Annotated in this window: 15 protein-coding genes; 8 read left to right on the top strand and 7 right to left on the bottom strand. The window is 49.5% G+C overall.

Annotation, left to right across the window (positions count from 1 at the left end):
* The first annotated feature begins 80 nt into the window (after window positions 1–80).
* From NNO08_RS15880 to ldtE, 8 genes are all read left to right on the top strand, one after another.
* Window positions 81–956 (top strand): LysR family transcriptional regulator, encoded by an 876-nt coding sequence (locus tag NNO08_RS15880; RefSeq protein ID WP_271457070.1) that lies wholly within the window; start codon window positions 81–83, stop codon window positions 954–956.
* Between the two features lie 491 nt (window positions 957–1,447).
* Window positions 1,448–1,816: a Fe-S cluster assembly scaffold SufA gene (gene sufA / locus NNO08_RS15885; RefSeq protein ID WP_005120243.1), complete on the top strand. Its 369-nt coding sequence runs from the start codon at window positions 1,448–1,450 to the stop codon at window positions 1,814–1,816.
* 8 nt (window positions 1,817–1,824) lie between these two features.
* Window positions 1,825–3,312: a Fe-S cluster assembly protein SufB gene (gene sufB, locus NNO08_RS15890; RefSeq protein ID WP_061067803.1), complete on the top strand. Its 1,488-nt coding sequence runs from the start codon at window positions 1,825–1,827 to the stop codon at window positions 3,310–3,312.
* Between the two features lie 16 nt (window positions 3,313–3,328).
* Complete coding sequence (gene sufC, locus NNO08_RS15895) at window positions 3,329–4,075, top strand: Fe-S cluster assembly ATPase SufC (RefSeq protein ID WP_271440783.1); 747 nt, start codon at window positions 3,329–3,331, stop codon at window positions 4,073–4,075.
* Window positions 4,050–5,321 carry a Fe-S cluster assembly protein SufD gene (gene sufD, locus NNO08_RS15900; protein WP_271449071.1) on the top strand — a complete coding sequence of 424 codons (1,272 nt, stop codon included), beginning with the start codon at window positions 4,050–4,052 and terminating at the stop codon, window positions 5,319–5,321. The genes sufC and sufD overlap by 26 nt, the downstream gene beginning before the upstream one ends.
* Window positions 5,318–6,538 (top strand): cysteine desulfurase SufS, encoded by a 1,221-nt coding sequence (gene sufS, locus NNO08_RS15905; RefSeq protein ID WP_271457071.1) that lies wholly within the window; start codon window positions 5,318–5,320, stop codon window positions 6,536–6,538. Before sufD ends, sufS begins: the two co-directional genes overlap by 4 nt.
* A gap of 12 nt (window positions 6,539–6,550) precedes the next feature.
* Window positions 6,551–6,967: a cysteine desulfuration protein SufE gene (gene sufE, locus NNO08_RS15910; RefSeq protein WP_271440786.1), complete on the top strand. Its 417-nt coding sequence runs from the start codon at window positions 6,551–6,553 to the stop codon at window positions 6,965–6,967.
* Between the two features lie 123 nt (window positions 6,968–7,090).
* A complete protein-coding gene (gene ldtE / locus NNO08_RS15915) occupies window positions 7,091–8,095 on the top strand; it encodes a L,D-transpeptidase LdtE (protein WP_271457088.1) in 1,005 nt (334 codons plus the stop codon).
* A gap of 67 nt (window positions 8,096–8,162) precedes the next feature.
* Here ldtE and lpp read toward each other — a convergent pair whose 3' ends face one another.
* The 7 genes from lpp to NNO08_RS15950 form a co-directional block, all read right to left on the bottom strand.
* Window positions 8,163–8,399, bottom strand: a complete 237-nt coding sequence (gene lpp, locus NNO08_RS15920) for a murein lipoprotein Lpp (RefSeq protein WP_003029373.1) — start codon at window positions 8,397–8,399, stop codon at window positions 8,163–8,165.
* A 308-nt stretch (window positions 8,400–8,707) separates the two neighbouring features.
* On the bottom strand, window positions 8,708–10,120 hold the full coding sequence (gene pykF / locus NNO08_RS15925) for a pyruvate kinase PykF (RefSeq protein ID WP_137383325.1): 1,413 nt from the start codon (window positions 10,118–10,120) through the stop codon (window positions 8,708–8,710).
* A 7-nt stretch (window positions 10,121–10,127) separates the two neighbouring features.
* Entirely contained in the window at window positions 10,128–10,322 is a 195-nt protein-coding gene (ynhH, locus tag NNO08_RS15930; RefSeq protein WP_245163452.1) for a protein YnhH, read from the bottom strand.
* Window positions 10,323–10,536: 214 nt separating this feature from the next.
* Window positions 10,537–11,880, bottom strand: a complete 1,344-nt coding sequence (locus NNO08_RS15935) for an APC family permease (RefSeq protein ID WP_271440787.1) — start codon at window positions 11,878–11,880, stop codon at window positions 10,537–10,539.
* A gap of 20 nt (window positions 11,881–11,900) precedes the next feature.
* Entirely contained in the window at window positions 11,901–12,794 is an 894-nt protein-coding gene (locus NNO08_RS15940) for a proline iminopeptidase-family hydrolase (RefSeq protein ID WP_271457072.1), read from the bottom strand.
* 61 nt (window positions 12,795–12,855) lie between these two features.
* Window positions 12,856–13,593: a glutamine amidotransferase gene (locus tag NNO08_RS15945; RefSeq protein WP_271457073.1), complete on the bottom strand. Its 738-nt coding sequence runs from the start codon at window positions 13,591–13,593 to the stop codon at window positions 12,856–12,858.
* Window positions 13,594–13,605: 12 nt separating this feature from the next.
* A complete protein-coding gene (locus NNO08_RS15950) occupies window positions 13,606–14,832 on the bottom strand; it encodes a PfkB family carbohydrate kinase (protein WP_271457074.1) in 1,227 nt (408 codons plus the stop codon).
* Window positions 14,833–15,036: the final 204 nt, after the last annotated feature.

The following is a 15,036-nucleotide window of genomic DNA, read 5'->3' on the forward strand; positions in this document are numbered from 1 at the left end:
GTATTTTAAGGAAATTCGGATCTGTTAGAATTCCCTTATCAGGACATGCTGAGTTTCATAAAACGATCGGATGGGATGCAATGGACAGAGTCATGGCGGCAACCGTTTTTAACCACATCTGTGATTTAGGCAGTTTGAGTGCCGCCGCGCGTGCGCTGGGGCTTTCCCGACCGATGGTCAGTCGCTATCTGGATGAGATGGAAAAGTGGACCGGGGCGCGGCTTATCCATCGTTCGTCACGACGGTTGACAATCACACCTGCCGGCGAAGAAGCGTTGGTGAAAACCCGCACCCTGGCACAGCTTTCGCGAGATATCGGTGCCGCCGGGCTCGCGCAAACCCCATCGGGCACGCTACGGGTAGCGTGTGCACATTTTACTGCCATACATATTCTGGCGCCGGTGCTGCCCGCGTTTCTTGCTCGCTATCCTGAACTCCGCATTGAAGTTGAGATCAACAATCAACCGGTAAGCCTGGTTGGGGAGCGTATCGATGTGGCGATCCGCATCACGGAAAATCCCGAGCCCGGAACGATTGCACGGCGCTTAGGGGATTGTGACTCGGTGTTATGTGCCTCCGTGGATTACCTTAACCAGCATGGCATCCCAAAAACCGTCGACGATCTTGCGCAGCATAATTGCCTTTATTACAGTGGATTTGCCGGAAAGTCATGGCACTTTCTGGATGCGCAAGGGCAAGCTGTCACGGTGGCCATTAAAGGGAATTTAAGCGCCGGTATCTCGTCACTGCTATGTGAATCCGCCCTGGCGGGGATGGGGATTGCGTTGGTTCCTGAGCAGGAGGCGAGAGAAGGGCTGGCGCAGGGGAGATTAATACGACTTCTCCCTCAACTACAGCCTAAACGCCTGCCGATTTATGGTTTATATCTTTCCCGCGATCACCAGCCTGCGGGGTTGCGGCTGTTGCTGGACGAACTGAATGAGACACAGCGCTAACTATGTGATTGAGCGTGTTTATAAAATAGTCAAAGCGCAATTTGTGTTAAAAAAAATTTATCAGTGTATGAGATTATTCTGATCGCCCCTTCAAGAGCTAAGCCATTGTGAGTGCCGGAGATAAGCGCCGGATGGGGCCGGAACCCTTAAGTCTGCCAGCATGCAGACTTAAGGGTTTTTTATGGCCCACATGCGTTTTGAATCGCATTGTTCCCCCGTAGTCATCCCCACCTATCCCTTAAATAGACATTATCTATACATCTTTTAGCATTTGACCTGCCGGAACGATTACATATTCATAATCTATTATTAATCAATGTATTGAACAAAAAAATCCATCCCTGTTAACCCTCGCCGCAGGGTCTATGCTTAATAAAAGTCGTCAAAAAGGGCGGTTAACCCGAATGCCCCTGCTGTTGAGGGGTTGAAGTGATAATCATTATCACTAACATGGTGTTATAGCTTGAAAGCTAATGACTCGAGGTAACCCTATGGAATTGCATTCAGGAACATTTAATCCCAACGATTTTGCGTGGCGCGGGCTGACGTTAACGCCAGCGGCAGCGGCGCATATCCGTGAACTGGTGGCAAGGCAACCCGATATGTTGGGCGTGCGGTTAGGCGTGAAACAAACCGGATGCGCGGGATTCGGCTATGTGCTGGACACCGTCAAGCAACCCGAGAAAGACGATCTGCTATTTGAAACAGAGGGCGCCAGACTTTATGTCCCGTTACAGGCGATGCCGTTTATCGATGGAACTGAAGTCGATTTCGTTCGTGAAGGATTAAATCAGTTATTTAAATTTCATAACCCGAAAGCCCAGAACGAATGTGGCTGTGGCGAAAGCTTTGGGGTATAGGCGGTACTATGTCTCGTAACACTGAAGCAACTGACGATGTCAACACCTGGGCTGGCGGGCACCTCAATTACAAAGAGGGGTTCTTTACCCAACTCAAAACCGATGAACTGGCCAAAGGGATCAACGAAGAGGTTGTCCGGGCAATTTCGGCAAAACGAAATGAACCTGATTGGATGCTGGAATTCCGTCTGAATGCGTTTAACGCGTGGCTGACGATGGAAGAACCACACTGGCTAAAAGCGCACTATGACAAACTGAACTACCAGGACTATAGCTATTACTCTGCACCTTCTTGCGGTAACTGTGATGAAACCTGCGCCTCTGAGCCGGGAGCGGTTCAGCAAACGGGCGCGAATGCGTTTTTAAGCAAAGAGGTTGAAGACGCGTTCGAGCAGCTTGGCGTGCCGGTCCGTGAAGGAAAAGAAGTGGCGGTGGATGCCATTTTCGATTCGGTGTCAGTCGCGACGACCTACCGCGATAAGCTGGCGGAACAGGGTATTATTTTCTGCTCGTTCGGCGAGGCCATTCACGATCATCCTGAACTGGTAAAAAAATACCTCGGTACCGTCGTCCCGGGGAATGACAATTTCTTTGCCGCGCTGAATGCGGCGGTGGCATCGGACGGCACGTTTATTTATGTGCCGAAAGGTGTGCGCTGCCCAATGGAACTGTCGACTTATTTCCGTATCAATGCAGAAAAAACCGGACAGTTTGAACGCACGATTCTGGTGGCGGATGAGGGGAGTTACGTCAGCTATATCGAAGGTTGTTCGGCTCCGGTACGTGACAGTTACCAGCTGCATGCGGCGGTGGTTGAGGTGATCATCCATAAAGATGCTGAGGTGAAGTATTCAACGGTACAAAACTGGTTCCCCGGCGATGGCAATACCGGCGGCATCCTGAATTTCGTGACCAAACGTGCGCTGTGTGAAGGTGAAAACAGCAAAATGTCATGGACGCAGTCAGAGACCGGTTCAGCCATTACCTGGAAATACCCGAGCTGCATTCTGCGCGGTGATAATTCGATCGGCGAATTCTACTCCGTTGCGCTGACCAGCGGGCATCAGCAGGCTGATACTGGCACTAAAATGATTCACATCGGCAAGAACACGAAATCGACCATTATCTCGAAAGGAATTTCTGCCGGACATAGCCAGAACAGCTATCGTGGCTTAGTGAAAATTATGCCTACCGCCACTAACGCCCGTAACTACACCCAATGTGACTCAATGTTGATTGGTGCGGACTGTGGGGCGCATACCTTCCCGTATGTTGAGTGCCGTAACAACAGCGCTCAGCTTGAACACGAAGCGACGACCTCGCGCATTGGTGAAGACCAACTGTTCTACTGCCTGCAACGTGGCATCAGTGAAGAAGATGCTATCTCAATGATCGTCAATGGCTTCTGTAAAGACGTGTTCTCTGAGCTGCCGCTGGAATTTGCTGTGGAAGCGCAAAAACTTCTCGCCATAAGTCTTGAACACAGCGTCGGCTAAAATTTAAGGAAAGCACATGTTAAGCATTAAAGATTTACAGGTCAGTGTGGAAGATAAGGCGATCCTGCGTGGGCTGAGTCTTGAGATTCGCCCCGGGGAAGTACACGCCATTATGGGGCCGAACGGTTCCGGGAAAAGTACGTTGTCTGCGACACTCGCCGGACGAGAAGATTATGAAGTCACGGGCGGGACGGTTGAATTTAACGGTAAGAACTTGCTGGAACTGTCACCGGAAGACCGGGCTGGTGAAGGTATCTTTATGGCGTTTCAGTATCCAGTGGAGATCCCCGGCGTCAGCAATCAGTTTTTCCTGCAAACGGCACTGAATGCGGTGCGCGGCTACCGTGGCGAAGAGTCGCTGGACAGGTTTGACTTCCAGGACCTGATGGAAGAGAAAATTGCATTGCTGAAGATGCCGGCAGATTTGCTCACCCGTTCGGTGAACGTGGGTTTCTCCGGTGGTGAGAAAAAACGTAATGACATTCTGCAAATGGCGGTGCTGGAACCCCAGCTGTGCATCCTTGATGAGTCTGACTCTGGTCTGGATATCGATGCGCTGAAAATCGTGGCAGATGGCGTGAACGCATTGCGTGACGGAAAGCGTTCGTTTGTTATTGTCACCCACTACCAGCGAATCCTCGACTATATCAAACCCGATTACGTCCACGTTCTCTACCAGGGGCGCATTGTGAAGTCCGGTGATTTTACGCTGGTTAAACAACTGGAGGAGCAAGGGTATGGCTGGCTTAGTGAACAGCAGTAACGTGCTCCAGCAGTGGCACCATCTGTTTGAAGCGCAGGGTGAGCGTCGTTCACAGCATGCGCAACAACACCTGCAACAGATGTTGCGGCTGGGGTTGCCGACGCGTAAACATGAGGACTGGAAATATACGCCGCTGGAAGGGTTAACCAACAGCCAGTTTGTCAGCCGTTTTTCTGCAATAACGTCAGCACAGTGCGACGCGCTGAGCTGCGCTATTGATGCCCTACGTCTGGTGTTTGTTGACGGTCAGTACTGCGAGGCGCTTAGCGACAGCATTGACGGCAGCGGCTTTGACATTACCGTTGATGATGCGCGTCAGGCGCTCCCTGCGGCTATCCAGCCAGAGGTGTTCCTGCATCTGACCGAAAGCCTTTCACGCAGCGTCACGCACATTCAGGTCAAACGACATCAACGTCCAGCGAAACCGCTACTGTTGATGCACATCACCCAGGGGCTGGCGGGTGATGAAGTGAATACCGCGCACTATCGCCACCATCTTGAACTGGCTGAAGGCGCAGAAGCTACCGTCATTGAGCACTATGTTAGCCTGAATGCGCATCGACATTTTACCGGCGCACGCTTAACGATGAACGTGGCGGCAAATGCCCATTTGCACCATATCAAACTGGCGTTTGAGAATCCGGTTAGCCACCATTTCGCGCATAACGATATCCAGTTAGGGGCAGATGCGACGGCGATGAGTTACAGCTTCTTACTCGGTGGTGCGGTATTACGCCATCACACCAGTACCCAGCTTAACGGGGAGAACAGCACGCTGCGCCTTAACAGCCTGGCTATGCCGGTGAAAAATGAAGTTTGCGATACCCGAACCTGGCTTGAACACAATAAGGGGTATTGCAACAGCCGCCAGTTACATAAAACGATTGTCAGCGATAAAGGCCGGGCGGTGTTTAATGGCCTGATTAACGTGGCGCAGCATGCCATTAAAACTGACGGTCAGATGACGAACAATAATTTACTGCTCGGTAAACTGGCAGAAGTGGACACCAAGCCGCAACTGGAAATCTACGCTGATGACGTGAAATGCAGCCATGGGGCGACGGTAGGGCGAATCGACGATGAACAGATGTTTTATCTGCGTTCGCGTGGGATTGGCCAGCAGGATGCCCAACAGATGATTCTCTACGCGTTTGCCGCTGAGCTGACGGAAGCCCTGAGCGATGAAACGCTGAAACAACAGGTACTGGCGCGGATAGCCCAACGCCTACCGGGAGGCGTAGCATGACATTTCCCATTGAAAAAGTACGGGCGGACTTTCCGGTCCTGACGCGTGAGGTCAACGGCTTACCGCTGGCTTACCTCGACAGTGCTGCCAGTGCGCAAAAGCCCAACCAGGTGATTGATGCTGAGGCTGAGTTTTATCGGCATGGCTATGCGGCAGTCCATCGGGGTATTCATACGCTCAGTGCCCAGGCGACGGAAAAAATGGAGAATGTACGCAAGCTGGCGTCATTGTTTATTAACGCACGTTCTGCCGAAGAACTGGTGTTTGTCCGCGGCACGACGGAGGGCATCAACCTGGTGGCGAACAGCTGGGGCAGTAGCAATGTCCGGGCGGGTGATAACATCATCATCAGTGAAATGGAACACCACGCCAATATTGTCCCCTGGCAGATGCTGTGCGCCCGTGTAGGTGCGGAACTGCGTGTTATCCCACTGAATGCCGACGGGACGTTGCAACTGGAAACGTTGCCGACGCTGTTTGACGACCGTACTCAACTGTTGGCCATTACCCACGTATCGAACGTCTTGGGCACGGAAAACCCGCTGCCGGAGATGATTGAGCTGGCGCATCAGTACGGCGCAAAAGTGCTGGTAGATGGCGCGCAGGCGGTCATGCACCACCCGGTGGACGTGCAGGCACTGGATTGTGACTTTTATGTCTTCTCCGGACATAAGCTTTATGGACCCACCGGCATTGGCGTGCTGTATGCCAGAGAGTCGCTGCTGCAGGAAATGCCACCGTGGGAAGGCGGTGGCTCGATGATAGCAACCGTCAGTCTGAGCCAGGGAACGACGTGGGCCAAAGCCCCCTGGCGTTTTGAAGCCGGAACACCGAACACCGGAGGGATTATCGGTCTCGGAGCGGCTATTGAATATGTTAGCGCGCTGGGGCTTACTGAAATCAGTGAATATGAGCAGTTCATGATGCGTTATGCACTGGAACAACTGGCGGAGGTACCTCATCTGACGCTCTACGGCCCGGAAAATCGTTTAGGCGTGATCGCCTTTAACCTGGGCAAACATCACGCGTATGACGTTGGTAGCTTTCTTGATAACTATGGAATTGCCGTTCGCACGGGGCATCACTGCGCGATGCCGTTGATGGCTTATTATCACGTTCCCGCGATGTGCCGGGCTTCCATTGCCATGTATAACACCCATGAAGAAGTGGATCGCCTGGTGACGGGGCTCAAGCGTATTCATCACTTGTTGGGATAACAGGGAGGCATTATGGCTGCGCTACCGGATAAAGAAAAACTGTTGCGTAATTTTCTGCGTTGCGCTAATTGGGAAGAGAAATACCTGTACATCATTGAACTGGGTCAGCGGCTGCCGGAATTAAATGCCGACGATCGCTGCCCGGAAAATAGCATTCAGGGATGTCAAAGTCAGGTATGGATTGTTATGCGGCAGAATGCTGAAGGTATTATTGAATTACAGGGCGACAGTGATGCGGCAATTGTGAAAGGACTTATCGCCGTCGTCTTCATTTTGTATGACCGGATGACGGCTCAGGATATTGTGAATTTTGATGTGCGTCCGTGGTTCGAAAAAATGGCGCTCGCACAGCATCTCACACCTTCACGTTCACAGGGACTGGAAGCGATGATACGGGCGATCCGCACCAAAGCCGCAACTCTTAGCTAAACTGATAAAACACGTCATCTTTCAGGCTGACTGGAATGATTCCGTGAAAGGCACCGCAATGACTCGTAGGCCGGATCGGACGCTTGCCGTCATCCGGCAATAACGCCAGGGGGGTGAGTGAGTATGAAACGCGCGTCTATTATTACGTTAATGCTGATCGGCGCTTACAGCGCTATACAGGCCGCTTGGGCGGTCGATTATCCGTTGCCTGCGGCGAATAGCCGTCTTGTTGGGCAAAATCAAACCTACACCGTGCAGGAAGGCGATAAGAATCTCCAGGCGATAGCCCGGCGTTTTGACACCGCTGCCATGCTGATCCTTGAAGCAAATAACACTATAGCCCCCGTACCCAAGCCTGGAACCCTGATTACCATTCCCTCGCAATTATTGCTACCGGATGTGCCACGCGAAGGCATTATTGTGAATCTGGCGGAACTGCGTTTGTATTACTTCCCGCCGGGAGAAAATATTGTTCAGGTATTCCCTATTGGCATTGGTTTGCAGGGGCTGGAAACACCGGTGATGGAAACCCGTGTTGGGCAGAAAATACCCAACCCGACATGGACACCTACACCGGGCATCCGTAAGCGCTCTCTGGAGCGCGGCATAACATTACCGCCGGTAGTACCTGCGGGGCCAAATAACCCGTTAGGACGCTTTGCATTGCGTCTGGCGCATGGAAATGGTGAATACCTTATCCATGGAACTAGTGCTCCTGACAGTGTTGGCCTGCGCGTAAGCTCTGGCTGTATCCGTATGAACGCGCCGGATATCAAAGCGTTGTTCGAGCAGGTGCGACCTGGTACGCCTGTCAGAGTGATCAACGAGCCGATAAAGTACTCCGTTGAGCCAAATGGTATGCGCTATGTTGAAGTGCACAGGCCGTTGTCACCGGAAGAGGAACAAAACGTTCAGACCATGCCCTATGTATTACCGGTAGGTTTTAATCAGTTCAAAGAGAATAAGGCTGTCGATAACAGTCTGGTTGAGAGAGCACTGTATCGTCGTGCGGGTTATCCCGTGACCGTTAGTGCCGGGCAGACACCTGTCGTTGCCAATGGACCAGAAGTGAAATCAGCGCAGAACGGTGCGCCAGGGGAGGATGCGCAGATGCGCACAACGCAGTAACAGGGAAGAAAATAACGGGCAAAAAAAATGGCGCACAATGTGCGCCATTTTTATTACACAGATACTATTACTTGCGGTATTTAGTAGCTGCGTTGTCCAGACGCTGGTTAGCGCGAGCTGCGTCATCTTTAGCAGCCTGAACGTCGGAACGCATTGCGTTCACGTCGTTGCTCAGCTGGTCAACTTTAGCGTTCAGAGTCTGAACGTCAGAAGACAGCTGATCGATTTTAGCGTTGCTGGAGCAACCTGCCAGCAGAGTAGAACCCAGGATTACCGCGCCCAGTACCAGTTTAGTACGATTCATTATTAATACCCTCTAGATTGAGTTAATCTCCATGTAGCGTTACAAGTATTACACAAAGTTTTTTATGTTGAGAATATTTTTTTGATGGGAATGCACTTATTTTTGATCGTTCGCTCAAAGAAGCATCGAATTGTGCAAAAACAGCTAAAAACCCGAGAGAAAACAGAAAGCTTCCATCGGATTCATCTTAGATAATCTCGGATTAGATAGTGAAATCCGATTTGATTTTTTATTAATCGTGGCTATCAAGAAAATAAAAAAAGCGCCGCAAGGGCGCTTTTTAAGCAAATTAATTCGCGATGGAATTATTACAGCACGTGAACAGATGCCGTATTGGTCGTGCCGCTCGGAACCAGTGCGCCGGAAACCATAACAACGACGTCACCTTTCTGTGCCAGACCACTTTCCAGAGCCACTTCTTTGCCCAGACGGTAGAAATCATCAGTAGAGGTGATTTCTTTAACAACCTGTGCAACGACACCTTTGCTCAGCACCAGCTGGCGAGCGGTAGTTTCATTGGTGGTCAACGCCAGGATGGTTGCATCCGGGAAGTATTTACGCACAGCACGTGCAGATTTACCGCCCTGGGTTGCCACGACGATCAGCGGAGCATCCAGTTTTTCTGCAGTTTCAACAGCACCACGGCACACCGCTTCAGTGATGCGCAGTTTACGGCTGTCATTATTGAAGTCCAGGCGGCTGGTCATCACACGGTCGGTACGTTCGCAGATGGTGGCCATGATGGTCACAGCTTCCAGCGGGTATTTACCTTTCGCGGATTCACCAGACAGCATAACGGCATCGGTACCATCGAGGATGGCGTTCGCAACGTCGCCGGCTTCAGCGCGGGTCGGACGTGGGTTTTTGATCATGGAATCCAGCATCTGGGTCGCAGTGATAACGACCTTACGTGCACGGATACATTTCTCGATGATCATCTTCTGCGCGAAGATAACTTCTTCAACCGGGATCTCAACGCCCATGTCGCCACGAGCAACCATGATGCCGTCGGACGCTTCGAGGATTTCGTCGAAGTTGTTCAGGCCTTCCTGGTTTTCAATCTTGGAGATGATCTGGATGTTTTCGCCGCCGTGTGCTTTCAGGTGCTCACGGATTTCAACGACGTCAGAACGTTTACGGATAAAGGAGGCCGCAACGAAGTCAACGCCTTGCTCACAACCGAAGATCAGGTCCTGTTTGTCTTTTTCAGCCAGTGCTGGCAGGGCAATGGAAACACCTGGCAGGTTAACGCCTTTGTTTTCACCCAGATCGCCGTTGTTCAGCACTTTACAGATAACTTTGTTACCTTCAATAGCGGTAACTTCCATGCCAATCAGGCCATCATCAACCAGTACGGTGTTGCCGACAGACAGGTCTTTTGTGAAGCCTTCGTAGGTAACAGCAACGATTTCGTTGTTGCCCACAACAGATTTGTCGGTAGTGAACGTGAAGGTCTGGCCCGCTTTCAGAGAAACGTCGTTGCCGCCTTCCAGCTTAATGGTACGGATTTCCGGACCTTTGGTATCGAGCAGAATCGCGGCTTTTTTACCGGTTTTGCTCATGACGTTGCGCAAATTCTTGATGCGCTGACCGTGTTCTGCGTAATCACCGTGGGAGAAGTTCAGACGCATGACGTTCATGCCCGCGTCCAGCATTTTGGATAACATCTCTTCGGATTCGGTTTTCGGACCGATGGTGCAAACAATTTTCGTCTTTTTCATGACAGTCTTAGTCTTTAAGTTGAGAAGGATATGGAAATCTGGCTTCCATCGCGCACGGATGGAAAGCTAAACCTGAGTTACGAAAGTTGTGATGCCTCGCTCTAAGAATAGGTGACATCGATAAAGCGTGCAGAGGAATGTGTGCTTGCGTTTCAGCCCAACGGGATGGTGAGTTTTGTAGTCGTTGAGTTTTACAGGTCAATGTGCTGAAACCATTCAAGAGACAATTGGCGCGCATTATACGCTGAAAATTATCAAAAAGGAAAATGGAAACAGCGTTTCAAAAGAGTTCTGTGCAGTTTAACAAAGAATCTGCATTAAATTGTTTCAGGTTGGTTAACAAAACACCGCCCAACGTCAGGCGGTGTTGCGCAACAAGAAAAAATAACCTGTTGCAAACTCAGTATTCAGACGACTTAGTCGAGTAGCTTTCGCCCCTCAAGATCGATATTGATGTCCTGCTTATGCGCTTTCCGATACCACAGAATCGCCAGACCGATTACAGACCAGATGCCCCCCAGCGTCAGCGCGTGAATGTTCATATTCATACAGACATAACCGATGACGACCATGCCCAGCACAGGAGAGATCACGTGAGGGAAAAGGCGACGATGTTCTTTCATCTTTACGTTGTAGAGCACAAAGACACACAGGTTTACCACAAAGAAGGCGAAAAGCGCGCCGAAGTTAACAAGGGTGGATATGGATTCAATTTTCCCGGAAAACAGGTAGCTAAGAAAGAGTGTCACAGCCCCGGTGAACAGAATGGCATAGTCAGGTGTTTTTCTTTTATTGTGTACGTGCGCCAGGAATGTGGGCAACATTTTGTCGCGCCCCATAGAGAACAGAACGCGGGATACGGCGGTTTGTGCCGTAATGATATTGCCGACCGCGCAAACGAACGCCACGATGATAGAAAATGCGACTTTAAGCCAGATACCGCCAACATCACCTGCAATCGTGAAGAAGGCTTCGTTTGTTTCAGTGCCGTCGGCAAAGCTGTCTATTTTGCCGGTGGCGAATGCGGCAAACGTCACCACAATAATAAACAGCACGGTGGCCAGGATCAGGGCGAGAAGAGTTGCCTTACTGACCGCTTTTCCGCCGCCTTCGCTTTCTTCGCTTAAGGTACTGATGGCATCAAACCCGAGGAAGTTGAGTGCCGCAACAGAGATAGCGGTAGCAATTAAGCCAGGCGTAAACCACTGAGAGTCAAAAAAGGGTTTGAAAGAGAATGACACATGACTGCTATCGAGCATCAGCAGACGCAAAATCAGCACCACAAAAATGGCCAGAATACCGAGTTGAATAAAGACCAGCAGCTTGTCGAATTTAGCCGTTTGTTGTATTCCCAAATAGTTTATGCCCGTTCCGATGGCCACATAAATTAACGGCCACACCCAAATCGGTATTTGCGGAAGTATGGCATGAACAGCAACACCGCCCAGCACGGCAACCAGCGTAGGGAATAACAGATAATCCAGCAGCAAAATCCAGCCGGTGAGAAAACCCACCGCAGGGTTGATGCACACGCCCGCATAGGTATAAGCCGACCCGGAGGAGGAGATGTGCTTTGACAATGTTGAATAGCTGTGGGCGGTAAAAAACATCGCGATAGCGCCAATAATATACACCAGCGCGACCATGCCATGAGATAAATTATAGACGACACCATAGAGAGAAACCGGCGCGATCGGAACCATAAATACAAGCCCGTACAGCACCAAATCTGTAAGAGATAACTTTTTGATTTTACTCATAGTAAACACCTCAATTCGTGTTAATCAAGGGCGCGTAAAAACGCACGGACCGCAGTGAGGCAAGGCCCGGTATTTTCTTCATGCGGGTTATGGCTGCTGTCAGGAATCGTGACGCCCCGACAATGGGTTATATGGGTAATAAGCGGTTGAACGACCTGCGATGTCGCCTGATCGTGCTCGCCATGAAGGACTAATCCAGGGCATTGAATCTTGTGCAATGAATCGGTGATATCCCACTGTGCCAGCGTGCCATTGACCGCCAGCTCATTGGCGCCCCACAAAATGTGGTAAGCCGTGGGGTCGGCGGCGAATTGCGCATTAGCACGCTGAATATGCAGCGGTTCTTGCTGCAGGGAATAAACATGCCTGGCGTAATAGGCAATAAGCTGCTCAGGCGGATGCTGATAGATTTTTGCCTGCATAATGACATCGTCTGGCATTGTATCCGCGCCAGCCGTGAGTTCTTTAAACAGCCGCAGGACTTCACTTTGCCAAAGTGGGATGCTGGCAGGAGAGCTAGCGTATATCACACCACCTAATCCTTCCGGCTGCGTGCAGGCATGCTCTGCTGCCAGCATGCCTCCCCAGGAGTGTCCGAGTAATGAATATCGCTGGCCAATATTCAGATGGCAGATTAATTGCTGGAGTTGCTGAAGATAGCGTTCTATTGTCCAGAATGAGGCCTCCGCCAGCGGGAAATGCGTGGAACGACCGCAGCCATATTGATCGTAAAATACCACCATGCGTCCATCATCAGACAGCTGGTGATAATTTAAAAGATAATCAAAACCGCCTGATGGGCCGCCGTGTAAAATAATTAATGGCATTAATGAAGATGCCGGATCACCGTAGATACGATAGCTGGTTAATATGCCATCGTAAAACATTTCACCATATTTGTAGTGACTTTGCATATTTTTAACCGATACAGAGAGAAAAGGGCAGGTGATTCAATAATCACCTGCAGACAGACACTTATTTTTTAATTGATTGCAGAACGTTACACCAAAATGGCGTGTAATGTTCCCATTGCATAAATTGTGGACTACCCCAGTGCGGCGCACAATCACTGGCAAAACAACCGACTTTCCCTTTATTGTATTCACCGAGAACTAATAGCGGGTCTTCATTTATTTTGACCAGCGTTGTCGCGTTTACTTTGGCGTGCAGTTTGTTATAACCGAGTAAGGGGGGCCACTGCGTCAGATCTTGCGTAATGACATGTTGCTCATCAGTGTTGATTGGGCTGCATCCTTCTGGAATTTCAACGCGATCGTCATAGTCCAGCATTTCGACAGGCAAAACGTCGGCCAGCAAGGTGTTTTTATAATTCGCTTTAGCTTCAATGCCGGTGAAGGACAGATATCCGCCAATCATTAACAGACCGCCGCCATTGGAGACATATTCTTTAATCAGCGCTAACGCATTCGGGATGATATTCATCTGATAAAAGGTTTTGTTTTGCAACAAAAAGGTATTGCTGCCAATATCACTAATCACGATCGCGTCGTATACGTCGAGTTCCGCTACGGTTTGCGGAAAACGAGTTTGTACAATATGTGCTGGCATATAGTCGATAGTAATATTCTGCTGGCGCAGACAGGATAAGAGATAGTCAGCACCTTCTTCGTATTTACTGGATGTGAAGCTGTCATATCCCTTAGAATGAATCATATGAATATGCCATGACTCACCGATAAATAAAATTTTCATACTGATATCCTATTATTTGATATTAACAATTTCATGCGATTGAGTGCGCATTCGGTGCAGTACCTGCTCATGTTGCGGCATGCTCGATGCGCCTTCTTGTTCTACTGCCAGTGAAGCAAAGGCAGAGGCATACTGAATGGCTGACACAAGGTCTGATTTTCGGGCAAGTGAGGTGGCCAGTGCGCCATTAAATGCGTCACCTGCGCCCGCGGCATCCTTGACGACGGCACTCCAGGCGGGGATAAACAACGTTCGGTGATGTTCGCACAGCAAGGATCCTTGCGCGCCAAGAGTGATAATGACCTTCTTAACGCCTGACTGCAGAATGATATTCCCTGCTTTTTTGGCATCATCAATACCGGTAATGGTAATACCTGACAAAAATGAAGCCTCGGTTTCATTAGGTGTCAGGATATCGATGGAAGATAATAAATGGTGGATATTTTTAGTATAGGGTGCTGGATTAAGAATGATAGTTTTGTTTTCTAATTTACCCAGGCGCACGAACTCTTCAATAGCATCGATATTCGTCTCCAGTTGCATCAGCAGGACATCGGCTTCAGAGATATAACCCTGCTGTTCATTAATTTCTTGTTTGCTCAGCGTCATATTAGCGCCGGGATAGATGGCGATGATATTATCACCATCCTCCGCTGAAACATAAATGAGTGCACTCCCGGTGGGGGCATCATCGGTTTGATAGGCACAATAAGAGTTGATGCCCGATTGAATAATATGATTGAGCGCGAAAGCGCTGAACTGATCTTTGCCAACTTTAAAAATAAAATGGACATCAGCACCCGCATTATTTGCGGCCAGAGCCTGGTTGGCACCTTTTCCTCCCGGATAAAAACCGAACTGGCTTGCGAGGATAGATTCACCGCTCTGAGGCAGCCACGGCACAGTGGCGGATACGTCAATATTAAATGAACCTAAAATACAAACTTTGCCCGACATTTTAGCCCCTTCTTTGTTTAAGCGAATATCTTTGTTTGCCGGAGTTGCTATAGTGCCGGAGATATCTATTTTATTTTCAGTAATAAGTTTGCTTAATGCCTGACGATTAACAATACCACCACCGTAACAACGCACCAGCATACCTGTATTCTGAAAATAATAAAGATCTGAACGAATAGTCTCCTGGCTCACATTAAAAAGAACGGCAAGTTTACTTACGCTTACGCTATGATCTTTGATCAACAAGTTAAGAATAGTGGCGCGCCTTTCTTCTTTAAACATTAAAGCCTCCGTGTATTTCGTTGAATTGTATTTAGAGTAATGTTGACATGTGGTGAAATGAATCACAGATCATGCTGTAAACCGGAAGCAAAACCAAATTATCATGCAGGGTAAAAAGACATTTTCATTTTATTAGTTCTTATATGCTTACACTTGTGGGGCTATGGTTTGTGATGATTGTCATATCTCAGTGATGCAATTTTT

This window comes from Citrobacter sp. Igbk 17 (assembly GCF_028069775.1).
Lineage (GTDB): Bacteria > Pseudomonadota > Gammaproteobacteria > Enterobacterales > Enterobacteriaceae > Citrobacter.